Here is a 24,587-nt window from a genome sequence, read left to right on the forward strand (position 1 = left end):
AATAATATTTACGTGAAAAATACCCCAAGCTCGGAATCCTATTTTTCCGAAAACCTCCCAAAAGCCTTATATGACGCGGAAAAACAGTTGAAAATTTTTTTATTCTACACTTATTAGTTACGCTCGCTGTAATTCGTTTTGGGACAAATCAGTGAAAATAATTCCGCCTCACCTAAGGTATCCGCCTGCCACCTCCGTTTCTGGTTCACTTTAGCGAAACTTTTTAGCCTTCACCTATAGTACCCACCGCACCTCTCCGTTTTGGGACATTTCAGCAAAACTTTTTCGCCTCACCTAAGATATCCGCTCGAAATCCTCGCAATTGGTTCACTTCCGTAAAATTTTTTTCGCCCGGTACTATATCATAAGGACAACCTCTTATTTTCGAACACGTTTACGAAATTTTTTTCGCCGCTACAATACAATAGGCGCGTCTTTTCATTTTCGGACACTTTTGTACAAAAACATTACAAACAAATGTTCTATAAACTACACATTTTCCTGTTTTCGTTTTTTATTTTTAAAAAATGGGTAAATTATTAAATACATTGAGGCAGATGGAGGGTCATGATGAAAATACAATTAAATGCTTCAGAAATTGCAAATCTCTGGACAACGTATATGAATAATTTAATGTATATTTTTTCTATACCTTATTACATGAAAAAATGTGAGGATGAAGAGATTTGTTCCATTATAGAATTAACATTAGAAATTTCGCAGGAGATTGTTGTCAATGTAGAAGAAATATTAAAACAAGAAAACTTTCCTTTACCATTAGGATTTACTGAAGAAGATGTAGATTTAAATGCCCCTCGGTTATATTCCGATCAATTTGCTCTTATTCAATATAATGCTTTAGCTGAGAATGGATTAGAGTTTTACGGTCTTTCGTTAGTGAATTCAACTCGAGTGGATGTCCGTGACTTTTTTACTCATTGTGTTTCTTTAACTACAAAACTTTATAATCAAAGTAAAGATTTATTGGTAAAAAGAGGATTGGCAAATTCTGCACCAACTATTCCTATACCCGAAAAAGCAGATTTTGTACATCAACAAGGATTTTTAACGGGCTGGTTTGGCGATAGAAGACCTTTAAATGCGATTGAAATCAATCAATTAGTTTTTAATATTAGAGGGGGAGCTTTGGCAGGAGCAAAGCTCATGTCGTACAGTCAAATAGCAAAATCAAAAGACCTTCGTGAATTTTTTATTAGAGGAAAGGAAATGTGTGATAAACACATTGAGGTATTTACATCATTACTAAGAGAAGATGATTTGCCTTCCCTAACAACTTACGAATCTGAAGTAACGAACTCAACCATACCCCCTTTTAGCGATAAAATGATGATGTTTTTCATTATGACAATAGGTGCTGTGTTCATAAGCAAGTACGGCTCTGCAATAGGTTTATGTAACAGACGAGATATTGGGCTACATTTTACACGTTTATTGGCGGAAACAGCCAAATATTTAGAAGATGCTGCTAATATTATGATAAAAAATGGGTGGATGGAGCAACCTCCTCAAGCTACAGCTCGAAAAGCTTTAGGAGAAAACAGATAGAAAGAAGTCTGCATTTGTTGAACTAACGGGTAGCTTTAGTAAAAAGATAAATCCTGAGTTGGCATTTTATGATGGAAACTCTTAACGTTGTAAATCCGCAATTTCGACGAGTAAAAGGACGGCCAATGACGGTCGCCCTTTTTTGTTACCCTATTTTTATTCGAACACCTTCCAGCTTCCTTAAATGGCTCAGGCACTCTCATTGTCCTCATGAAGTCCGCAATACTTGCCGCCTGGATTATAGGAAACTTAGAACTACTAACCGCATACCTCGTTTGCGTTAGGATTAACACCGCTGGAAACACTTTACGCACCTTCGGCTGCCATGCTTCACACTGAATTAAACCCGAATCATATAACGCCTCATATCTTGCAATCTTATCCGCCATGACTTTTTCGGAGTACGTTGACCTTTGGATTTCCAAAAATAACGGACTGCCCTTGAATATTATGAAACAATCGGCCTCAGCTAATCCCTTTTCATACTTCGGCTCAACAACGAAATGGCTCGGCTTGGCATACTGGCATAATTCGAGATAAGCGTCAGCTATCGCCAGGAAATGAGGAACCTTCGCGCTGTCTTTCTTAATACTGCCATCCGACGGAAAGTATAAGTAAGGTTGATAGTTTGCGGATCGGTCAATTAGTCCTTGACGATATAACCGTAGCAAAGTAGAATTTGCCGCCGTTATCGGATTTTTAACATTAGCAAAGTGAAGGCTTGCGATTTGGTCGCGAGTAAGCACACGGAAACATGCAAGGTCAGCTATAATAGCACGGTCACGCTCTTTCATTGCGATGCCTCCTCGTCTAACAATCCGAATGTGAACTCTTTGGCAGGATACGAAACTGATTTCGTATTTGCTAGCTGTATTTCCTCGTTCGGTACGACGTCATACCGTTTAAAGGGCTGTAGCAATCGCTTAGCCCCGTTATACTCTAACCACGGCGCCTGCACTTCCTCCGGCTTATCTAATACGTAAATCATACGTCCCTTCTCGCTTGGCTTGATTAGCTCAGCACCAGGCACACCGGCCACCTTTGCGTTAATTTTATCGCTCTGTCTGCCACTTATCCTCACAGTTAAGTTATTTTTGAGGCGTCCTTGTAGGATGGTTGCGTCAGGTCGCTGCATTGATAAGATAAGTAGAACGCCGAGGCTCCGACCAATGCTCGAAATGTCCTCGATTATCGCCATACAATCCTTTTCCTGCCGCAGTAATGCCACTTCATCTATTGCGACAACAAACCATGGCAACGGCTCTGACAGCTCTGAAAAGTGTGTAACTTCGTGCTTGTCGAGTAGGTTGCCGCGTCTTTGCATCTCTGCCTTGACTCGTTTTAACGCAAGCGATAAACTCGCAGGCTCAACATGTACGCTGTCAACATGAGAATGATTACGGAACAAACGGAACTCGCTCCTCTTTAAATCCCCCAAAATATATCGAATAGATTCAGGCTTCATTGTTAGCATTTGCGTAGTTAGTACGGCTCTAAGTAACGATGATTTGCCCAATCCTGTGAAACCACTTAGTAACGCATGGGGATTCTTCGCCATATCAAAGGCGATTAGCTCACCGTGCCTATTGCTTCTAACTATGAAAGGCAAGCTCATACCCGCAACAATTGGCTTCCAATCCCTTAGGCTATACTTAACTAGCTTCGGCAAGCCCTTACGATAAACTGTCAGCGTCAAGCGTTTGGAATCGCCTTCTATTTCAATATTTTCGCTAGATAGAACTTGTTTAAATACGTATATTTTATCGAGTAAGATTTCGGGATTGGTGCCGGTTGGAATGGTAAAAGAATAGCGAGTTTCATTAGTGGAGATAGATACGGAATGAATACGAGGTATTTTATCTGTGATTAATCGAAAGACATAAACAAACTGCTTACGTGCTTTATATTGCGCGAATAAACTCATAGGAATGCCCCTATTCCCGTTGATAAAAACCAAACGATTGCCCTTGCGGTAATGCTAAATGAGTAGCTACTTGATAAATACTTATGTAGGTACTACTGTAAAATTGCCTGTCCGTAATAAATATTTGCCAAAATGGCAAAAAGGACGCTCTATTCTTGCGCCCCTTCTATTCGATAAAATATTTCGTTTACTGGTCGCTCAACTTTTTCGCTAATCTGCAGAGCGACTTCAAGCGTTGGCTGCCGTGCTTCCTTCTCGTAGCGATTATATTGGTAAACGCTTAGACCGAGAAACTCCGCGAACTCTGTTTGATTCATACGGTATTCATGGCGCAGTGCTTTTAGCCGATTTCTTATAGGCATGTCCGTCACCTCGTAAAACCATTTCGACATAATCCGTTACTTTTCCTTTTTGGAGGAAACTATATGTTAAATTATGTATTGTTTTTCGCTATACTTGCCGGTCCGATTGCGTTATATATAAAAGTTAGACCGTTGCTGGCGCCGGTTGAGGTTATCGACGATCAACGAGCTAAATGCGAAAGTCCGATTGAATTAAGACTATATATTGCGCTGGTAAACAACGGTTATGAGGTAAAAACGCAAACGCCGTGTGGCCCCTACAGGATAGATATAACGCTTCCTGCATACCGTATAGCCATAGAATGTGATGGCCGCGCCTTTCATAGTTCGCCGAAACAAAGAGCTCATGACCGCAGGAAAAACGCTTATTTACGTAAGCATGGCTGGAAGGTGCTGCGTTTTAGTGGATCGAGAATAAATAGAAGGCTTAACGAGGTTATTACGAAGATTGATAAAGAGGCGCGAACCCCTTGAGTTCTGGAATACTATGAAAAACTTTTTCGACTTGATAAATATATGGAAATAATTTTTGAAATGTTTTTTTGATATGAGTAAGGTGCGAAGGCCAGGCGAGGGGATTTCGAAGGGGTATGCTTGGGGAAAATGCGCAAAAAGAAAGCCGGCTCCTATTCAGCCGACTTCTTTGCCCTGATTAGCGTTGATTTCGAAATTCCTGTTAATGCTTCAACTTGTTTATATGAGTTCGTTTCTAACAGCTTCATTGCGTGTTCTAATTGTTTCTTGCCATACTTCTTTGGCCGTCCTTCTCGGAAGTCTTCACGTTGTTTAGCGATGGCTTTACCTTCTTGTGTCCGTTCCACAATCATATCCCGTTCAAACTCAGCAAAGCCACTCATTATCGTAAAGATAAGGCGCCCAGTAGGCGTGTTCTCGATTAGCCCCATATTCAGTATATGAACCTTTACGCCCCGTTCAAATAGCTCTCTAACGATTTGTATGGCGTCACTCGCCGACCTTGCAAACCGATCCAGCTTTGTTACTACTAACGTGTCGCCTTGCTTTAGCTCCGATAATAGGGTTTGGAACTCCGGTCTATCTGCTTTCGTGCCTGTAAACTTTTCGCTATATATCTTCTTGCAGCCTTCCGATTCTAACGCCTGCAACTGTGATTCTAAATCCTGCGAAACTGTTGACACCCTTGCATATCCGTATTTCATAAAACCGCCCCTTTTTCCGCCCTGACTTATGGAACTAAGTTATGAAACCTTTTGATACCTTGATAATAATACATCGCGAAAACGGTGTCAATACTTTTAAGTTATGACGCCGATACTAGCAATTAGTGTTTATAAAATTAGGTATAAAAAAGACTGACTTTACAGTCAGTCTTTTCTATATAAACAGAAGGATAAAGTGAAAAATATTTGGAGGCAACGTATTTTATGCTGTAAGTAGGACAAGTGTTAAAGGTATTTGTTTAATTTAGAAAAAATACCTTTTATGAAGTTTTATAATTTATAAGATATGATACCGACAAGGGAAGATTCTAACTACTCCTATTTCTTTGATTTCTTAAGACAAATAGTTACTATTGCCACAATTCCACCAAACAGTACCACAGGGAAAGCCCAAGTGTTGATGAAATAATCATAAATCCAACCTAACATAAACCCACCTCAGCACTTTTCATTTTCTTAGTATGAACGTTAATTAAAGAAACCTGTGCTGTTAGTTGAAAAAAACCATTCCATAAATGTTAAATTATGATGTCGATTAGCCTTGCGATATATACTATTTCAGCAACAATCGGAACCCCTTGAGTTTTAGCGAGGGTCATCCGGTAGGCGCCTCGTGCAGATGCGGAGATATGCGGAATCCATTACGTTATGTTACCTTTTTCAAAGCGTTTTAGGGCGTGCGTGGTGCAGGAAAATCGGAACCTTAAATCGGACATAATACGACATCTGCAGCGTGCCTCAAAGCTTGTTACACCAAGTATTTGCTCAATATTAACAAAGGTCGCGCGGTTACTTCCGATTTCCAGCGCTCGAAATGATTTAAGGACACGTCTCCCAGGAGCATCATGCACGTAATACGACCGATGTAGACCGATTGAAAAATGCAGTAAAAATTAAGCAATGTTAACCTGCGGAAATCCTTGCAAGCCCTTGTCTGCGTATACCTTAGTATGTATTCTAGTGATGTTTACTTTTCGCTAATATTCGTTATAGCCTTCCTCTTCCTCGTACAGCTCCGCTATTGTAGCCCCGTATAAGACCGTCTAATGACTTACGAAGTGTACCGGAATAACAGCCGCAAAGGTTACGTAATTGCTTACGTTTAGTTGCCTGGAACGTTACCTTAATAGCCTAATATAAAAATAACGCCACTCCGAAGAGTGACGCTAATATGCGTGTTACAAATCAATATCATTTAACGGATTATATTTCTCGTTATGATGCTTCCAATCCGATCCCCACATATCAACATACCGTTGTGTCATTTGAAGCGACTCATGGCGCAATATACGCTGTAATGTAATTGCATTCATGCCATTTTTCAACGCTTTAGAAGCGAAAGTATGTCGAAATGTATGCGCCGATAATCGCACGTCATCAAAGTTAAAAAGACGCTTCAATCGTTTAAACACCGACGCTAAAGTATCTGGCGATAATTGACTTTTATTGATTGCACAAAACACGTATTGACTCGGCTTCCCGCCGTAATATGACTGTAGGTACACATAATAATCTGCCAATTCTTTTCGTAACTTATTGGCGATAGGGATACTAACTACTTTACGCTTTTTTCCGTATACCTCGACAAGATTGTTTTCAAAATCAATGTTGTTCCAGCGTAAATTACACAGTTCGCCGAGCCTCACACCAGTACCAAGCACAAAAACTACCGCCATTTTATTTCTATACGCGTGAAACGGCTTGTTGCGCGATTCTCTATCAAAGTACCTCAATATTTGTTTAATGTGTGCGTCTATAAATGCGTCAATTCGGTCGTCTACTTTGCTAAACCGGATATTCCGAAATAAATCTACGTCACCAGGGCATAGTTCTTCCGCAATCAAATAGTTAAAAAATACTTTTAAAACACGCAACTTACTGTTGATTGTTCACGGACTGTTTCCTAAATCCCCGCGGCAAAAACTTAAGAAGCCCTTAACCGTTCCTCGTGAAATGTCTTTCACATTCGAAATTCCTTCATCTGTAATGCAGTACGATTCGAACGACGATAGAATACGTTTATAATTTTTCAACGTATGCGGAGATAAATTAGCGAACTCACGCTCCTCTAAAAACTCCCTTACCGCAAATTTTAGTATCATTTTTACGACAACTCCTCCGACTCATTTGTCGGAAAAGTATTGCGGACACATGACGCATACTTTACGGAATAGGTGCACCGAATACTTTTAACGCCTCAAACCCGCACTATATCATCCTTTACGTGGCGGACGTTTCCCCCAGTACTGATAATAATCTGTACGAATAAATCCGTTAAAGAGCTTACGCTTCTTCGTAGCTGGTTTACCATACAGACGCTCAAAGTCTGGATGAGATGTGATGATATAGATCGACCATGTATCGAGCTTAGCAAAGGCCTGCCCCATTTCTTGATACATTTTTTCGACCGCTTTCTTCTCTCCAATCCGCTCTCCATACGGAGGATTGCCGACAATCACACCATATTCCTTCTTCGTTGAAATATCACGCACTTGCATTTGTTTAAAATCAATAAGATCACCAAGTCCCGCTTCGACACTATTCGCCTTCGCAATCTCAACCATTCGGTGATCAATATCGGAACCAGAAATATCTAGCGGTTGATCGTACTTTGCTAAATCTTCAGCTTCTGTACGTACGTCATCCCAAATTTTCGCATCAAACCAGCCCCAGCTTTCTGATACAAACTCACGATTAAAGCCTGGTGCGATATTTTGTCCAATTAAAGCCGCTTCAATCGGAATCGTTCCTGAACCGCAGAACGGATCGATAAATGGTTTATCCGCATGCCAATTGGTTAACAAAATTAAAGCTGCAGCCATTGTTTCTTTTAGAGGAGCTTCACCTTGTCCGCTGCGATATCCCCGCTTATGTAACCCCGCCCCGGATGTATCAATCGTTAACGTGACGATATCTTTTAAAATCGCTACCTCAATTTTAAAAAGGGGACCACTCTCTGTAAACCACGATACTTGCTTATATTTATGCTTTAAGCGGTCAACGATAGCCTTTTTAACAATCGCTTGACAGTCCGGCACACTGTATAAAGTAGATTTAACAGATTTTCCGCTAACAGGAAACTCCGCATCCACCGATAAATAATCTTCCCAATTTAACGCTTTCGTTTTTTCAAATAATTCATCAAATGTAGTTGCCTTGAATTCGCCCACTTTAATCTTAATCCGATCGGCGCTTCTTAGCCAAAGGTTAGAGCGCGCAATCGCGGCCGCATCTCCCTTATATATAACTTTCCCATTGTCTACTGTACATTCGTAGCCGAGATTACGCACTTCCTTGGCTACAACAGACTCTAATCCCATTGCTGATGTGGCAATGATGTCAAATGATTTCATTTTGTATAGCACCTACTTTCCGCTTAACATGTCCGGATTCCACATTTCTAAAAATTGTACTAGCTCTGGAAAAGGGATCGGTTTAGATAAATAAAACCCTTGAATAATATCACAATTCTCCTGCTCAAGAAAGTCTAATTGGTTTTTATCTTCGACTCCCTCAGCAATAATATCTAGCTGTAGTGTTTTAGCCATCGTAATAATCGCTTTGATAATCGCCGCGTCTCCTTTAACCGACATTAAATTTCGAATAAAGCTTTGATCAATTTTTAATGTATCAATTGGAAAGCGATGAAGATAGCTAAGGGATGAATAGCCTGTACCAAAATCATCAATCGATAATTTCAGACCCATTCGCTTAAGCTTCACTAACTTATCAATGGAATCCTTTGCATTAGGCATAATCATACTTTCTGTTAATTCTAAATCCACATTATATGGATTAATGTTTGTATTTTGAATAATTTCACTTACCCTTTTCAAAAAATCACTTTGACTAAAGTGCACACCTGAAATATTAATCCCAACTTTAAGATTAGTATGCCCTGAAACATGTAATCGCTTAACCTCTTCACAAGCTTGATTAATAACCCATTCACTAATTGGAATAATCAACCCTGTTTCTTCAGCTATTGGAATAAACTCCCCTGGAGAAATATAACCCAATTCTGAATGATGCCAACGTAAAAGCGCTTCCACTCCAGTGAGATGTCCGGTCTTCAAAGAAGCTTGCGGCTGATAATAGAGCATTAGTTCCTCATTCTCTATCGCTTTTCGCAATCCATTTTCAAGAATGATGCGCCTCGACTTATTAAAGGGCTGCAGTTCTTCATAAAATAATTCAAAGCTGCTTCCGCCATTCTCTTTTGCTTTATGCACCGCTTTTTCTGCATTTTTAATTAATACCTCTACGCCATCACCATCATGTGGATATAAGGAAATACCAACGCTCGTCGTCGCATACACTTCTTGATTATCAAGCAAAAAAGGTTGCTCCAAAGCCTGTATAATATCCTCTGAAATTTGAACGGCTTCCTTCGCATGCTTAATATTCGGCAAAACGATGACAAATTCATCACCGCCAAAACGTGCAATTAAATCTTTACTTTTTAACATCCCTTTAATACGAGAGGCAACTTTTTTTAATAATAAATCTCCATAATTATGCCCTAATGTTTCGTTAATCACTTTGAATCGATCTAAATCAAGAAATAAAACAGCAAGCAATTGATTATATTTATTAGCTGTTTCAATCAGCCGCAGTAACTCTTGAGATAATATATAACGATTCGTCGTACCTGTTAATGCATCATAATTGGATAGCTTTTGAATTTGTTTTTCTTTTTGCTTGCGATCTGTAATATCGGAAAATACAGCTACATAATTCGTTACACGGCCATACTCATTGGAAACAGAACTAATCGTGAGCCATTCGGGGAAAATCTCACCATTCTTTCTCTTATTCCAAATCTCCCCTTTCCAATATCCTTTTTCATGAACATCCTTCCACAACGCTTGATAAAAATCAGCTTGATGGTAACCCGATTGCAAAATATTCGGGTTTTTTCCGAGCACTTCCTCTTCTAAATACCCTGTTACGATTTTAAATGCAGGATTAACAGATAGAATTTTCCCTCTATGGTCGGTGTATAACACGCCTTCTTCAATGTTTTCATATATTTTTCTAGCAACTAATAGTTCTTGCTCTGCTCTACTTTGAAAAGAACTATTCTCAAAAGTAACTAAAAAAAGCTGTGTCGATTGACCGATCTCAGTTTTACTAATTTTAATCTTACTCGTATAATGTTCTCCATTCTTTCGAACCATATCGAATGAATTAATATGATAAACTTCCTTCTCTAGTGCCTTGCGAATCGATAAATAGTCTTCTCTATTCGATAACAAGGACGAAAAAAATACCGTATGTAATTCAAACCCTGAATACCCTGTAATAATCTCTGCTGAACTATTAGAGTCGAGAATTTTTCCATCTTGTGAAAAAACAAGTGCGCCTTCTTCCATTTGTTGCAGCGCAGATTGTAATAAAGAATAAATATCTGGAATAGTGATTTTAGATTGCATGTCTGTCACTTCCTTCAAACCCCCGATTTAATTTACACTTCTCCTTATAATAAGCGATTTTACTTATTTCGTGTAGAGGTTCAAGTACATTTACCTACTCATTTATGAAAGTTTAGCCAACAGACAAAAACTCTCCTTATTAAAAGGAGAGTTATAGGTTGCCATTCATGTATGAAGACGTTTTATAAGCCATGTTTTGTTCCTCAGTACTGCAAACGACTTATCATCTCGTACTTTGGTGGTAATCATCTATCTACAGAAACAATTGCTTCTGTCCTTCTTCTCGTTCATTTCCAAGAAAGAAAGCGCCCCTACCATAATTTGGGTTTCTCGCTCGTGGGGTTTACCGCGTTCCACCCTTTCTATTTCTAGAAAGGCTACGTCACTGTGGCACTTTTATAGGTATTCATGCCATATCCGAAATGGACTTAGGCATTTTCCCAGCCGTCAACAGTTCAACTGTTGCCCAAGCTTATTTTTTCGCCAGGCACGAACACTACGGGCATCGCAGCCCGTGCGAGCATGGACTTTCCTCTATAGCAAAAATGCTACAGCAATTACCCAAACGTCAACATAAATAATTATATCTAATTTCATAATAAAAAACAATAGAAATTAATGACAGACTAAAAAACTCAGTTCCTAGTCAAACAATTTACTGCCAAAAACGTGTTTCTCTAGATTGGATAGACGCTTCAAGATATCAAAGTTTGTTGTCCCTGGAGACGTGCTTTGTACAGGCTGTGCCGGGCGTTGGGGTGTAACAGTCTCCGTTTGTTTCTTCAATTTAAGATTTTCCTGCCTCAAGTCTTCAATTTCTTGATGAAAGGCTTCATAATCTTTTATAATCAAATCTAAAAACTGATCTACATCTTCTGGTTTATAACCGCGCATAGCTGTTTTAAAATCTTTCTCTAAAATATCTTTAGCCGTTAATTTGATCTTATCAGATAGCATAAGATTTCACCTCAATACTTTCGCTAATCATCTAATTTGATTATATTTTTTCAAATCTCTACGGATTTGTCAACGAAACTTATCATTTTTACGTCAGGTTCTGTAAATAATATTGTTGATTTTTGGCTCATTTAATCCAAAATCGCATAAATCAACAATATTCGTCACCGGAGCTTTACGTGAAACAATGTACGCTAACGATTAATCTGTCCACTCGCTTTCTTCAGCGGCCTGCTGAAGGTCATCTAAACTAATAACCAAAATCGGATATTCCTCCTGTTCATGCCGCTTGAGCGCAGCAAAATAAGCAAACTTCGGTGACCCTTCTTTTTCTACATCATAAATAATCAGGATAGCATTACTTTTTTGAATCATATACTCATTTTTAATACGTAATTGCTGTGGCCCTTCGTAAGGCCTTTTAAAAATAGCGTCCACAAAATCAGCTCGTGCTAGTATCGATTCATAATAGGCTCGATTTACCTCATTCCACGATTCTTCTTGCTTTAAAAATGGTAATAAAACACCAAGTTTGATATCAACATATTCCTCTTGCAATTCAAAAACAACCTCAGCTGTCCATAATTCTGTTCCTAGCTGCCCAGAAATAATGACCCACTCCAGCCCTTCTTCCACTAGAGGCTGCAGACGATTTCTAATTGCTTTTTTTATATATTTGACCGCTTCATGATCATTCTTAAAAATACCAAATTCAAAAGCTTTATAGCCTGTCACATACAAAACCTTCATTACATGCTTTACATCCCCTTCTTATGTATGGATATAAGGGCAACGTTGCCCTTATATCAATTAAAATCCAAATGGTCTCGGTGGACAACACGGAGGCGGCGGACAACATACCATTTGTTGATTAAAGCACTGATTCACAACCGATTGTGTCTGAGGAAAATAATGTTGATGCGTAAACACATGTTTATTAACAGTCGTTGTATGTGTTGGATGAACATGTGGAACAACCGTATTCATTACATTTGTTTTTACTACCTGTTGAGTTGGTGAAACTTGTGCCGGAGCAACCTGTGTTGGTAAAGCTTGAGGTGGCATAGGACCAAATTGTGCTGGCGAGACGTTAGTTGGCATAGGACCAAATTGTGCTGGCGAGACGTTAGTTGGCATAGGGCCAAATTGTGCCGGCGAGACGTTCGTTGGTGGACAATAAGGTGCTCCTCCCATTGCAGCACCTGCAACGTTTGTAGGCATCTTTCCAGGAAATGGTTTAAAGCCGCCCGAGTTACGATTAAACATATAAAAGTGTCCCCTTTCGTCTTAGTTTTGCCTTACACTTACAGACTATGAAGCGAAAGGTACACGTGTACTGATGAAAAGACCTAATTTTTCTTTATAAGAAAGAATAGAAACTCTCCTTAAACGTTGTTAAAACAATAATCGTTAGGCAAAGGACAACAAAAAATAAAACTAAAGTCGTTTTATACATGCTTCCAATCTCCACTTTCCTTCTATTATTTCAATACAGTACAGTGTTAACCATCATGATTTCGTTTACGTTTTAGACGACGAATTCTTCTTTCAAGATCTTCTTGCCATTTAGACACGCTTTTCTTTGTTATGCTTTTCTCTATTTCCTGCAAAGCTTTTTCCGTATACTCAAGAGCCAAAGCAACGTCCCTAAATTGATGTTCGTGTAATTTTGCACATTCAATACTCGCTTCTATTCGCTGCTGCGAATTGCCATGTTTCACAATCTCTTGCCAAAGATCCAGGGCCTCTTGAAACTGCTTATGACGTTTTTTTTGAAAAGCAAGAGCATGACTAGCAGTTAACCGATCTCCATTACTTCCTGACTTTCTCACTGCTTCATACGTTGAAACAGCGACTTCTTGTTCCCCAATGTAATCAAGCCAGCGAGCGACTTTAATAGATTCATCGGTATGCCCATCCATTTGTAAAATTTGTCTCGAAATGTGAATGTACAAAGAAATCAGCGATAAAATATCTAACTCATTATGCTTCAAAATTCCAAATAAAATTTCTGGATCCTTCCGCTCAACAAAATCAAAATAAATCATTGGAGCTAAATAACCAGGGATATCATTTACTCGTTCAACTCCAAGAATATCTGTTTCAACAACGGATAATTTAACTCGCTCTAATTGATCTTTCCAAAGTCGTCTTGAAGCATGATACAAATCAAAATGACCAAACTCCGGAAGCTTCGGCACATGCTCTTTAATGAGCATATGCTGTGTCGTTAACTGTGGCCAATCAAAAGATTTACCATTATAGGTAACGAGTGTTTCATAATTAATTCGCTCTAAAAAACTTTGATACAGGGGAATTTCATGACCTGGCTGCGGCAAAATGTGCTGTCTCACAATCACTTCTGTTTCCGTTACATAGGCATACCCGAGCAAAAAAATCGTATTTCCTGCACCACCGCTAAGCCCTGTTGTTTCAGTATCAAAGAAGAATAAATCTCCACTATCCAGTCCCTTCCCAGATAGAGGGTGATCAAAAGACACCGCGTTCCACTGTTTCATAATAGTTTGTAATTGTGAGAAAGAGTAACGACCATGCTGATAATCAAGCGGATAGCGGACTTCCCGAATAAAACAATAAGATTCATCAAAATGATAACAGCTTGTATCATTTTGATGCCATTTATCTTCATATGGAATGTCGACTTGATGGATTGCTTTTTCTTCCGACTTTGTCTGAAGCGAATTCTGCTCCACCTCTCTATTCATATGCGGCTTAAGACGATTTAATTTCGATTTTAATGACAAAATATCATACACCTCTATTTACTGATCAAATGATTAAAACTGCTTGAGCAGATTGATACATGCTTGCTTCACATTCATACCGTCTAGTTCCATCCCAACACATGATGGACAACCGTTCTCACATAAACATTGACTGATTAAATGTACAGCTGCTGCTCGAATGTCATCAAACCGTTTGTACACATCCTCTGCCAAACCAATTCCACCTGGGTAATGATCGTATAAAAAAATCGTTGGTAACCCAGTGTGATTCGCTTTAATTTGGGAAACAACATGGATATCTTGTCGATCACACATCACATGAATCGGGACAATATGCTGAAGCACATGAGCAATACCTAACAATAATTGCTCGAGCACTTTCTCCCCTATCCCTTCGTCTACTTCTCTTAATTCAAGCCAAGTAGAGCTCGTATGCAATTCTTCTTCAGGTAAATAAATAGGGCCCGAACCGATATTTTCAAATGTCGTCAAACGGATTTTTTTAAAAATAGTCGGGAGCATATTAACAGTTACATCACCATAATGAATTGCTGTCTGTTTCCGATTTACGGATCGATCAATCTCCAATACTTTAAGCTGAACGGCCAAGTTGGCATCCGTATAGTATTCTACATCTACTTTTCTGACGTACGCTTTTTTATGCTCCCAATCTAGCTTTTCTACTTGATACTGAATGCCCTCATGTAAATAAATCGCTTCATCATGCAACAGTGTCATTGCACTAAAACGATCCATTTCCCCGATAATAGTTACGTTCGCGACATCTGATTGGTCAATAATGACGACATTTTCCTGAGAAGCGGAACGCAAACTAATATTGGTCGCTGGAAAAGATTGATTAGCCCAATAAAATTTGTCACCGTTTTGGTGTAGTACACGCTCCTCTACTAAATATTCTAGTAGTTCATCTACTTCTAGCAAGCCAAACGATTCTCCTGTTCGAAAAGGCAATTCATAAGCCGCACACTTAAGATGATCTACGAGAATAATGAGATTTTCAGGATTAATTCGTGCATATTCTGGTGAACGATCAAAGAAGTAATCAGGGTTTTGCACAATATATTGATCAATTGGAGTAGAGCTCGCAACCATAATAATTAACGCTTCATCATGCCGTCTTCCTGCTCGTCCTGCTTGCTGCCAAGTACTTGCTACACTTCCTGGATATCCTGTCATCACACACACTTGCAGCTGACCAATATCAACACCTAGTTCCAACGCATTCGTACTAACAACCCCGATAATACTTCCTTCTCGAAGTCCTTTTTCAATTTCTCGTCGCTGCTTCGGTAAATATCCTCCGCGATATCCTCTAATCGATTTGGAACCAAGTTCTTTTTTTACTAGCTCTTGTAGATGGCTTAAAATAATTTCTACTCGTACTCTACTTCTTGCAAAAACAATCGTTTGAATATTATTTTGTAAAAATTGCTTGGCTAAATGATTCACTTCAACCGTTGCACTTTTTCTTATATTAAGCGGCTGATTCACAATCGGGGGATTATAAAAAACAAAGTGCTTTCGACCGCTTGGTGCCCCATTATCATCGATTAATCGCATCGAATGACCTGTTAATTGTTCGGCCAATTCTCTCGGATTCGCAATCGTCGCTGATGTACAAATAAAAACCGGATTGCTCCCATAAAATTCACAAATTCGTTTTAAACGGCGGATTACATTCGCAACATGACTCCCGAATACACCTCGATACGTATGTAACTCATCAATAACAATATATTTTAGATTTTCAAATAAGCTCACCCATTTTGTATGATGAGGAAGAATCGCTGAATGAAGCATATCTGGATTAGTAATGACAATGTGCCCTGCTTTTCGAACTTTTTGTCGGATAGCAGGTGATGTATCTCCATCATAGGTAAAGCTTTTAATATCGATTCCCATCTCATTAATGATGTCATTTAATTCACTTTTTTGATCTTGAGCTAGTGCTTTCGTAGGAAAGAGATACAGAGCTCGATTTTGATTATTTTCAGCAATCGCTTGTAGAACCGGTAAGTTGTAACAAAGTGTTTTTCCAGACGCTGTTGGCGTAACAGCCACAACATGTTCCCCTTTTTGAACGGTTTGAAAGGCGCTATATTGATGTGTATATAACCTATCGATTCCTCGCTTCTTCAAAGCCGCCTGAATACGTGAATCTACTTCATTCGGCAGCGCTTTCGTCCGCGCTTCCTTAGGTTCTATCTCATGCCAATGAATAATTTGCTCATTCGTTCTTAATTCCTTAATTACGTCAGAAAGTGATTTCTTCTTCATCTCCGTTACACCCCTTATTTGTACAGTGTAACGAAGATTCATTCAGATGACTAGATGTATGATTAACCATTCACCCTTCCCATTAGGTTGACATAGGTTATAGGTGAAGAAATAATCGAAAGGAGCAGTGCGATGACCTCTTCTGATAAAAGAAATAACGATAAGCAATTGTCTCGAGAGCCTTTTTCACAATTTATGCATACGATGGACCGTCTCTTTTCAGAAAAGCCTGTAAAAGGAATGCTGCAATCACTTGATGATTTCTTCGGCTCCATGAGAGAACGAAGCTTTCCTACAGAGTTTTTTAATAAACCTAATTATTATCTGATTACTGCATCCCTTCCAGGAATTAAAAAAGAGCAAATCAACATTGAACTATTGCCACAAGCTGTGACGATTACGATTAAACATACACAAAATGAAACACTTGAACATCCCTCCTCTCGTTTCTTTCAGGGAAAACAAGGAACTAGTACAGTAACTAGAACGATTCACCTGCCTACCCCTATTAACGAACAGAGCGTCACTGCTTCTCATCGTAATGGAATTCTCCAATTGAAGCTGCCTAAGTTAAAAGGAAACAAAATTGATATTCATGAATAAAAGGCAGAGGTTTATGTTATAGCACATAAACCTCTGCCTTTTTCAAAGATAAGAAAATATAAAGTGAAACTTCCATCAGTGGGGGTTTTCCTTCATCCCCATTGATGGTTAGTTGAACCAATCGTTTCGACAGACAAAGAACATATCTGCCAGCCGCTTATCTTATGCTTGCCGCCGCTAAACGAGCGCCTTACACTTTTCTTATGTTATTTTAAATAAACTTCCTACCCCTTTAAATACCGATGACATTTGCGTAAATGTATTAACCATTTGCCCCGCTGTATTCATCATTTTAGTAACATCCATGGAACCATCCTGTGTTTTAAATTGATTAAGCACAGACTGAAAACCCGAAGGCTGTGCCTTTTGCATAAATTGCTGTTTAGGATAAGGGTTGGAGAACGCTTGGTACGGCGGACGCTTTACTTGTGGCTGCAATGGATTATCAAATGGATTAAATGATTGCGATGTCGGAGAATAAGACGACATTGTTGCTCCCTGCGGAGTCTGAGCCCCTCCAATATTCATCGGCTGCTGTGGATATGGTTGAAAAGAATATGGTTCTTGTTGGATGCCACTCTGTTGATACGGCTGCATCACACTATCACCCGCTACATGAAATGGATACGATAGCATCGGTTGAGCATGGTACTGCATCCCTTCAGAATACCCTCCCCAATAATTCGGCATCGATTGCGGATAATAACCGGGATTTGGATGTCCTTGATGATAATTCGCTCTCATCATCTTGAAAGAAACCTCCTCCATTTCCTGACATTCTCTTCTATACTATATGTGAAGAAACAACAGATAGTGAGTTAAAGTGAGGAGTCTTCTTTACCTTTTTGTTCCAATATACGCACGCTTTCCATCTTAACATTTTGTAGAATAAATAACACTGACTGCACATGACTCTTAAATCGTTTATAACTTGTTTTCGGAAAAAAAGCTTGAACAGATACATCTGTGAGGTTCTGAGCAGTCTGTTCGATTTGTTGCGGAAATAAGTGCTTAAACTCCGCTTCTTTCATCCATTGTTTTACTCTTTGCTCCCATTGTTCACAGGCGAGCCGTACTCGATCTGCAAACGGCTTAACTTCATGATAGAAATCCTTCTCTTCCCCATCCTTTCGAACCTCTTCGTAGATTGCATCTGCTTCTTTTGCCAATACAATTAATTGCTCTGTTAAATTTATAACTTTTTGGTACTCATCCATACGTTCCCCTACTTTACTTTTTTCTAATTAGCACTGTTAAATATCTTATAAATTCAACAATATCAATAAACATAGCCTTCTAAATTATAATAGAGAACGGCTCAAAAAGAAATGCAGCTGAATTCCAGCTGCATCTTGTTATTAATAGCCTAAACTAGGCGTTACTTGTATGTTCTTAGGTACTTTCTCTAACTTTATCGAATACGCAGGACTCTGTTTTAAGGATGACTCAACTGCGTCTAATGCCTCTTGTGTTTGATTGACCATTTTATATTGCTCAGCCCATAGCTTACAGCGCTCCGTATTAACAGCAAGGCCATAGGATTTTTCTAAACCATCTAGGCTTGAATGAATATCTGCAATCATCGCCAACATCTCATCGATTGCAACGTTTTTATTTCTCATTTGTTCATCCCTCCCTGTCTTTACTAGTTAATACTATTCTTGCTTTGTTAGCTAAGACCTTCTTGCCTGACAAAACTAGAAGGAAATCGGCAAAAAAAGTGCTAAATTCTCTATTTATCAGTTACTTCGACATTATATTAACTATTGTCTCTATATGCTGCTGTTTCTTATAATACGAATCTGTTAAGCAAACGTTTTTCATCGTTTTGGGTGCACGGAACCACTTCGATTTAATCCTATTTCTTACATCCCATTGATCCGTTCCATCTATTGAATGATAAATAATGGGATATGTCTTTCGCAGGGTTGGTGTCATTGCTGCAGGAATATGATTCCCATATTGTTCATAATCATAGCGCGCCCCCGTCGGCTCTGTTGTAAGAACAAATTGATAAAATAAAGGAAATAGGTCCGGTGAAAATAGAAGCTCATATAGTTTCTTCCCAAGATGGATACGGGCATCTACATCGCAAAAATTCGCAACGGAAAAACCATACAGTTGCCCGAAGCAAGTTGGAAACAAAACCATACTGTAATGAAGCCAATCTTGCAGTAAAAATAAAACAGAATGAAAAACAAACGAGCGTTTTCGAATAACCGGCCGCTCAATAACATGCTGCTCATTAATAATTAAGGCATATACGAGCCGCTTTTCATCTCGAAGCTGCCAAAACCGCTGCCACTCTTTCTCCATGAAAGTCGTCATAAAAAAGTGTTTCCCTAAATGGAACAAAGGACGATTGTATTTCTTCGAATAATGGTAGAGCAATAATTGCGGGTAAGCATCTTGAAAAATTCTCCAATTAGCTTCTTCATACGTTAAAAATAATTGGCGTCGATAGCGTTCTGTCAAAATATGCGGCAACCAGTTCCCTGCAAGATCACACATATTCCACCCTGCATTTCTAGACACTACGCCAGCCAATAAGGACCATCTAATTTCCGGATGTTTGCTAAAAAAATGCTCATAGGCCTTTGTTCTTGAGATATTATCTCTATTCCCTTTTTCCGTTAAACCTTTTATTGTGTTAAGAAGTTGCTGATTCATCTACATACCACCTATTTATGTTTTGATAGACTATGTGAGATACTATGATTAATGAAAGGAATCAAACAACGACATTACTGTCATTACATAACCATTTACGGTAAAATGTGACAATTTTATAGTTTTTTCGTAACTATTCTCTATCGTTTTGAGAAATGATTCGTTTTATTCACCTTTTTTTCACTTTTTTTGCTATCATACGATTAGGTGAAAAAGGAGGAAGAACGTTGGCCTTTCATTATCCCAATGGGCGTAAATTTATGCCGCAACCAGCTAAAATAAAACCCTCACACTCAAAAGAAATGAGCTATAGTAATCGAGGAAAAACATTGGAGGACGATTTAAACGAAACCAATCAATACTACTTAACAAATGGAATTGCTGTTATTCACAAAAAACCAACGCCGATTCAAATCGTTGATGTCCATTACCCTAAAAGAAGTGCCGCAATTATTAAAGAGGCCTACTTTAAACAGGCATCAACAACTGATTATAATGGTGTATATAAAGGAAAATATATTGATTTTGAAGCGAAGGAAACAAAGAGCACGGCTTCCTTTCCATTAAAAAACTTTCACGACCATCAGATTAAGCATATGCAGGCTGTTACGGCACAAGGAGGAATTGCTTTTGTCATTATGCGCTTTTCGATAACGGATACGATTTACCTTATGCCTGCAAAGGAGTTGTTTGTTTATTGGGAAAGAATGCATGCTGGGGGGCGTAAATCCATTACAATCCAAGAGGTAGAGACAACCTCAACAAAGATTCCTCTTGGCTTTCAACCAAGAATTGACTATATTAAAGTAATAGATTTACTTATTAAAGAAAATTTTTAGTATGTTTGTTTAGAAAGGCAGGTTAGCATCATGGATGAAAAATATACAACGCGAGGCGAACGACGTCGTAAACAAGCGGAAAAACAGAAAAAGGAATCCAAAGGCCCTAAACAGCCTAAGACGTTGCTCAAACGAATTTTTCTGACTCTCGTAACAATTGGAATTGTCGTTCTACTCGCTGGATTAGGAACTTTAGCTTATTTTATTAGCGATGCTCCAAAATTAGATGAAAGCTTGTTAAAAGATCCCGTTTCTTCAAAAATTAGAGATGTAGACGGCGAATTATTAGCCGAAGTCGGTAAAGAAAAGCGCGATTACGTCAATTATGAAGACATTCCAGATCTCGTTGAAAACGCCTTTTTAGCAACGGAGGATAGTCGATTTTATAAACATAACGGGGTCGATTTCCTTCGTTTCACTAGCGCTGTTATGGCTAATATCACTAGCGGATTCGGGTCACAAGGCGGTAGTACGATTACGCAGCAAGTCGTCAAGCGTTCTTATCTAACACCAGATAAAACGATTAAACGAAAAGTACAAGAAATGTGGTTATCTATTCAGCTTGAACGTAAATATACAAAAGAAGAAATACTAGAAATGTATGTCAATAAAATCTGGTTCGCTAATAGTGCAAATGGGATTTTAACGGCTGCTAAAACGTATTATGGAAAAGATTTAGATGAATTAGAATTACATGAAGTAGCAATGCTTGTGGGTCTTCCTCAAAGCCCAAGTCGCTATGAACCATACGGACACCCAGATCGAGCAAAAGAACGCCGCAATGTAGTGTTACATTTAATGAATAAACACGGATACATTTCAGACGAAGAAATGAAAAACGCTCAAAGCAAGAGCATTGAAGAAGGATTAAAACCAAAAGATACAAGTCAAGTGGACACAACGCCTTATGATGCCTTTGTCGATTTAGTAATTGAGGAAGTACAAGAAATGGGCGACTATAACATCTTTACAGATGGACTTGAAATCTATACAACGATTGATAAAGATGCTCAAGAATATGTCTTTAATCTATTAAATAGCAATGATACCATCAGCTATCCAAACGAAACCCTTCAAGCTGGTATTACGCTGCTCGACACACAAACAGGCGAAATACGAGCTATAGGCGGCGGACGCAATACAACCGTAAAACGCGGTTGGAACTATGCAACAGATACGAAACGTTCTCCAGGTTCAACGATTAAACCGATTATTGACTACGGTCCAGCGGTTGAATATTTAAACTGGTCTACGTATCATCAAATTACCGATGAACCTTACGCGTATAGCGATGGCACACCGCTTAAAAACGCATCTGGTCGCCATTACGGTACGATGACTGTTCGTGAAGCACTAGGTCGTTCATTGAATATTCCTGCTGTAAAAACATTACAAGAAGTAGGTTTAGACAATGCTAAACAATTTACTACAAATCTAGGCATCTCCTTCCCGAAAGAAGGAATTGTTGAATCATCTGCACTCGGCGGCGGAATGGAAGTTTCTACATTGGAACTAGCCGGTGCTTACAGTGCCTTTGGAAATAACGGTATCTATAATAAGCCGCATACCATTAAAAAAATCGTTTTACGTGATAAAACAGAAATTAAAAATAAAACCGTATCAGAGCCGGTTATGAAAGACTCAACAGCCTTCATCGTTTCAAATATGTTGCAGAGTGTTCTTTCAGAAAGCTACGGTACTGGTCAACTTGCGAATATTCCAGGTCTTCCGGTAGCCGGTAAAACAGGATCAACAAACTTTACTCCAGCTGAACGAGCGGAACATAATATTCCATCTTCTGCTGTAAAAGACAGTTGGATGGCCGGGTATACAACAAATTATACACTCACGGTTTGGGCTGGATATAATAATAGTTCGAAGGAGGATTTTGATTATCTCGGAGAATCCTCTCAAAGAATACCAAAGTATATTTTCAAAAACATCATGCAATACGTGTCGAATGGAAAACAAACCGAAGACTTTAAACAGCCAAGCAGTGTCGTAAAAGTAGGCATTATTAAAGGGTCAAATCCCGCTGTAAAGGCTAACCAATACACACCTAGCGATCAAATAACTTATGAGTATTATGTACAAGGACACGAACCAAAACAAGTCACAACAGAGTATACTAAAGAAACAGAAGAAGAAAAGGAAAAAGAAAAAGAAAAAGAATCCAATGCACCAACAGGTGTATCCGCAAGCTATAATGCTGAAAGTAACGCTATTAATGTATCATGGGGCTATCCAAAGCCAGAAGACTCACCTCAATTTGAGGTAAAAGTATCTGTCGATGGTGGAGCTGCAACCGTTCTTTCGTCAACAAAGGATATGGGCTTAACGATGAATGCTCCTACACCTGGTAGTACGTATACATTCTCAGTTGTTGCTACTGTGAATGGTCAATCTAGTAAACCTGTTTCAGCTTCCGTTTCAATACCTGATGGTACAGAAGAAGAAGAGCTAATTGACGAAGATCCTGAACTGGAGGGTGGTTCAGAAGAAAATCCTGAAGAAAATCCTGAAGAAACGAACCCTGAACAGGAACAGCCAAATGATGGCACACCACCAGGCCAAGAGAATAACAATCCAGAAACTAACCCAGACAATCCAGATAAAAATAATGGAAATGGTAACGGTAATGAAAATGATAATGGCAATAGTAATGGCAATGGCAATGGTTCCAATAATAACCCAGGAAATCGAGAAGATGATGAAGAAGATGGTGCAGTAGAAGAAGAAACAACAGATCCCGGTGAAACGGACCAAAGCCAATAATCAAATAAAAAATCGCCTAGGCTCACTGCCTTAGGCGATTTTTTATTTGATTCTTTACATAGTGCTTTTCTAATTCGCGAAACAATTCGCTCAGTTGAATAAAAGCATGATAGCGTGCTGGACCTTGCATAATAAAGGTTAAACGTTCTACTGCATTCACTGGTTTAATATCAAGTGTATCGACGTGTAATGGCCAATCCCGCAGATACACAGGTTTACCATGCACCCAAAACAACATCATAAATAAAAGAGCGATTCCCTCTTTCATCGGCTCTAGAGCCCGTTTAGCTTGCCGTTCCGTAAAGTAGGTACGACAAGACTCCTCTATTTCTTTCCACTTCCCCAAAAGATCAGGGATATGTTTATGAACATGTTCCCACGGTTTATATACCTCTATTCCAGCAAAAAAAGCAATGTCATAAGGAAATATTATACACTTATCCAGTTCTCCCCACTCTTGTATATCCCGAACAGGCACAACGATTTCTGTTTCAAAAAAAAACAAAGAACATTGCAGTTCTATTGGAACACGTAACCGATTCGTTCCACTCATGGAGCTATAACCTTTTTCATTCGTTTCTTTCCTTCTCGACATAAGTCAAGCAACGGACATGTCTCACATTGCGGTGATTGTGCTTTGCAATGATAACGGCCAAAAAAAATAAGTCGATGATGCGTAATCGACCATTCTTCACGTGGAATTTTTTTCATTAACGTTTTTTCTACTTCCAATACGCTATCCTTCCAGCGACAAATACCAAGACGCTTGGACACTCTTTCAACATGAGTATCCACAGCCATAGCTGGAATACCAAATGCAACGGAAACAACGACATTGGCTGTTTTACGGCCTACACCAGGTAAGTTCGTTAATTCATCGCGATCCTGTGGCACCTCTCTTCCATAATCCTCAATTAACATTTTAGAGAGCTTTTGAATATTTTTTGCTTTATTCCGATATAATCCAATAGAGCGAATATCATTTTCCAGCTCTTCAAGTGATACACCCAAATAATCTTCCGGTGTTTTATATTTTTGAAATAAATTCTTCGTTACTTTATTGACGAGCGCATCTGTACATTGCGCTGATAAAGCAACCGCAATGACCAATTCAAACGGATTTGAATGATTGAGCTCACAATGGGCATCTGGATACATATCGGCCATAACATCCAAACAATGACGAATTTGAGCTTTCGTTAACATAGGTAC

The 24,587-nt window shown here is 39.0% G+C and carries 24 protein-coding genes and 1 other RNA gene; 5 read left to right on the forward strand and 20 right to left on the reverse strand.

Annotated elements, in window-relative coordinates; all coding sequences use genetic code 11:
• Positions 1 to 567: 567 nt before the first annotated feature.
• Positions 568 to 1,566: a DUF3231 family protein gene (locus BAOM_RS15985; protein WP_127761128.1), complete on the forward strand. Its 999-nt coding sequence runs from the start codon at positions 568 to 570 to the stop codon at positions 1,564 to 1,566.
• Between the two features lie 35 nt (positions 1,567 to 1,601).
• Here BAOM_RS15985 and BAOM_RS15990 read toward each other — a convergent pair whose 3' ends face one another.
• From BAOM_RS15990 to BAOM_RS16000, 3 genes are all read right to left on the reverse strand, one after another.
• Positions 1,602 to 2,360 carry a replication-relaxation family protein gene (locus BAOM_RS15990; protein WP_252282555.1) on the reverse strand — a complete coding sequence of 253 codons (759 nt, stop codon included), beginning with the start codon at positions 2,358 to 2,360 and terminating at the stop codon, positions 1,602 to 1,604.
• Entirely contained in the window at positions 2,357 to 3,490 is a 1,134-nt protein-coding gene (locus BAOM_RS15995; RefSeq protein WP_127761130.1) for an FtsK/SpoIIIE domain-containing protein, read from the reverse strand. Before BAOM_RS15995 ends, BAOM_RS15990 begins: the two co-directional genes overlap by 4 nt.
• Positions 3,491 to 3,639: 149 nt before the next feature.
• Positions 3,640 to 3,852 carry a helix-turn-helix transcriptional regulator gene (locus tag BAOM_RS16000; protein ID WP_127761131.1) on the reverse strand — a complete coding sequence of 71 codons (213 nt, stop codon included), beginning with the start codon at positions 3,850 to 3,852 and terminating at the stop codon, positions 3,640 to 3,642.
• A 63-nt stretch (positions 3,853 to 3,915) separates the two neighbouring features.
• Here BAOM_RS16000 and BAOM_RS16005 point away from each other — a divergent pair, with 63 nt between their 5' ends.
• Complete coding sequence (locus BAOM_RS16005; RefSeq protein ID WP_127761132.1) at positions 3,916 to 4,326, forward strand: endonuclease domain-containing protein; 411 nt, start codon at positions 3,916 to 3,918, stop codon at positions 4,324 to 4,326.
• A 152-nt stretch (positions 4,327 to 4,478) separates the two neighbouring features.
• On the opposite strand, the gene BAOM_RS16010 is transcribed toward BAOM_RS16005, so the two are convergent.
• The 11 genes from BAOM_RS16010 to BAOM_RS16060 form a co-directional block, all read right to left on the reverse strand.
• Positions 4,479 to 5,030 (reverse strand): recombinase family protein, encoded by a 552-nt coding sequence (locus tag BAOM_RS16010; protein ID WP_127761133.1) that lies wholly within the window; start codon positions 5,028 to 5,030, stop codon positions 4,479 to 4,481.
• Positions 5,031 to 6,229: 1,199 nt separating this feature from the next.
• Positions 6,230 to 6,925, reverse strand: a complete 696-nt coding sequence (locus tag BAOM_RS16015) for a tyrosine-type recombinase/integrase (RefSeq protein ID WP_164853265.1) — start codon at positions 6,923 to 6,925, stop codon at positions 6,230 to 6,232.
• 15 nt (positions 6,926 to 6,940) lie between these two features.
• A complete protein-coding gene (locus tag BAOM_RS16020; RefSeq protein WP_127761135.1) occupies positions 6,941 to 7,153 on the reverse strand; it encodes a site-specific integrase in 213 nt (70 codons plus the stop codon).
• 111 nt (positions 7,154 to 7,264) lie between these two features.
• Positions 7,265 to 8,404: a THUMP domain-containing class I SAM-dependent RNA methyltransferase gene (locus tag BAOM_RS16025; protein ID WP_127761136.1), complete on the reverse strand. Its 1,140-nt coding sequence runs from the start codon at positions 8,402 to 8,404 to the stop codon at positions 7,265 to 7,267.
• A 12-nt stretch (positions 8,405 to 8,416) separates the two neighbouring features.
• Positions 8,417 to 10,486, reverse strand: a complete 2,070-nt coding sequence (locus tag BAOM_RS16030) for a sensor domain-containing protein (protein WP_252282556.1) — start codon at positions 10,484 to 10,486, stop codon at positions 8,417 to 8,419.
• A 180-nt stretch (positions 10,487 to 10,666) separates the two neighbouring features.
• An RNA gene (gene rnpB / locus BAOM_RS16035) (RNase P RNA component class B) lies at positions 10,667 to 11,055 on the reverse strand.
• Between the two features lie 73 nt (positions 11,056 to 11,128).
• Positions 11,129 to 11,443: a cell division regulator GpsB gene (gpsB, locus tag BAOM_RS16040; RefSeq protein WP_127761137.1), complete on the reverse strand. Its 315-nt coding sequence runs from the start codon at positions 11,441 to 11,443 to the stop codon at positions 11,129 to 11,131.
• Positions 11,444 to 11,644: 201 nt separating this feature from the next.
• The gene (locus tag BAOM_RS16045; RefSeq protein ID WP_127761138.1) at positions 11,645 to 12,193 is read right to left on the reverse strand and encodes an SLOG family protein; all 549 of its coding nucleotides are present in this window, start codon (positions 12,191 to 12,193) and stop codon (positions 11,645 to 11,647) included.
• A gap of 60 nt (positions 12,194 to 12,253) precedes the next feature.
• Positions 12,254 to 12,709 (reverse strand): CotD family spore coat protein, encoded by a 456-nt coding sequence (locus tag BAOM_RS25390; protein WP_286676277.1) that lies wholly within the window; start codon positions 12,707 to 12,709, stop codon positions 12,254 to 12,256.
• 236 nt (positions 12,710 to 12,945) lie between these two features.
• Positions 12,946 to 14,208: a ribonuclease H-like domain-containing protein gene (locus BAOM_RS16055; RefSeq protein WP_127761139.1), complete on the reverse strand. Its 1,263-nt coding sequence runs from the start codon at positions 14,206 to 14,208 to the stop codon at positions 12,946 to 12,948.
• A gap of 33 nt (positions 14,209 to 14,241) precedes the next feature.
• A complete protein-coding gene (locus BAOM_RS16060; protein WP_127761140.1) occupies positions 14,242 to 16,488 on the reverse strand; it encodes a DEAD/DEAH box helicase in 2,247 nt (748 codons plus the stop codon).
• A gap of 132 nt (positions 16,489 to 16,620) precedes the next feature.
• Between BAOM_RS16060 and BAOM_RS16065 the strand changes: the two genes are divergently transcribed.
• On the forward strand, positions 16,621 to 17,091 hold the full coding sequence (locus BAOM_RS16065) for an Hsp20/alpha crystallin family protein (protein ID WP_127761141.1): 471 nt from the start codon (positions 16,621 to 16,623) through the stop codon (positions 17,089 to 17,091).
• Between the two features lie 201 nt (positions 17,092 to 17,292).
• Here the strand turns inward: BAOM_RS16065 and BAOM_RS16070 are convergent, their stop codons facing one another.
• The 4 genes from BAOM_RS16070 to BAOM_RS16085 form a co-directional block, all read right to left on the reverse strand.
• Positions 17,293 to 17,838, reverse strand: a complete 546-nt coding sequence (locus BAOM_RS16070; RefSeq protein ID WP_252282557.1) for a YppG family protein — start codon at positions 17,836 to 17,838, stop codon at positions 17,293 to 17,295.
• A gap of 71 nt (positions 17,839 to 17,909) precedes the next feature.
• Complete coding sequence (locus BAOM_RS16075; RefSeq protein WP_127761142.1) at positions 17,910 to 18,308, reverse strand: YppE family protein; 399 nt, start codon at positions 18,306 to 18,308, stop codon at positions 17,910 to 17,912.
• A gap of 141 nt (positions 18,309 to 18,449) precedes the next feature.
• The gene (locus tag BAOM_RS16080) at positions 18,450 to 18,713 is read right to left on the reverse strand and encodes a hypothetical protein (protein WP_127761143.1); all 264 of its coding nucleotides are present in this window, start codon (positions 18,711 to 18,713) and stop codon (positions 18,450 to 18,452) included.
• A gap of 121 nt (positions 18,714 to 18,834) precedes the next feature.
• A complete protein-coding gene (locus BAOM_RS16085; RefSeq protein WP_127761144.1) occupies positions 18,835 to 19,761 on the reverse strand; it encodes a DUF2515 family protein in 927 nt (308 codons plus the stop codon).
• 227 nt (positions 19,762 to 19,988) lie between these two features.
• Between BAOM_RS16085 and recU the strand changes: the two genes are divergently transcribed.
• Positions 19,989 to 20,600 carry a Holliday junction resolvase RecU gene (recU, locus tag BAOM_RS16090; protein ID WP_119115313.1) on the forward strand — a complete coding sequence of 204 codons (612 nt, stop codon included), beginning with the start codon at positions 19,989 to 19,991 and terminating at the stop codon, positions 20,598 to 20,600.
• Positions 20,601 to 20,630: 30 nt separating this feature from the next.
• Positions 20,631 to 23,375, forward strand: a complete 2,745-nt coding sequence (locus tag BAOM_RS16095) for a transglycosylase domain-containing protein (RefSeq protein WP_127761145.1) — start codon at positions 20,631 to 20,633, stop codon at positions 23,373 to 23,375.
• A 22-nt stretch (positions 23,376 to 23,397) separates the two neighbouring features.
• Here the strand turns inward: BAOM_RS16095 and BAOM_RS16100 are convergent, their stop codons facing one another.
• A complete protein-coding gene (locus tag BAOM_RS16100) occupies positions 23,398 to 23,928 on the reverse strand; it encodes a YpoC family protein (protein ID WP_127761146.1) in 531 nt (176 codons plus the stop codon).
• Complete coding sequence (gene nth / locus BAOM_RS16105) at positions 23,925 to 24,581, reverse strand: endonuclease III (RefSeq protein ID WP_127761147.1); 657 nt, start codon at positions 24,579 to 24,581, stop codon at positions 23,925 to 23,927. Before nth ends, BAOM_RS16100 begins: the two co-directional genes overlap by 4 nt.
• Positions 24,582 to 24,587 lie beyond the last annotated feature (6 nt).

The sequence above is a fragment of the Peribacillus asahii genome, from assembly GCF_004006295.1.
GTDB classification, from domain to species: Bacteria; Bacillota; Bacilli; order Bacillales; family DSM-1321; genus Peribacillus; species Peribacillus asahii_A.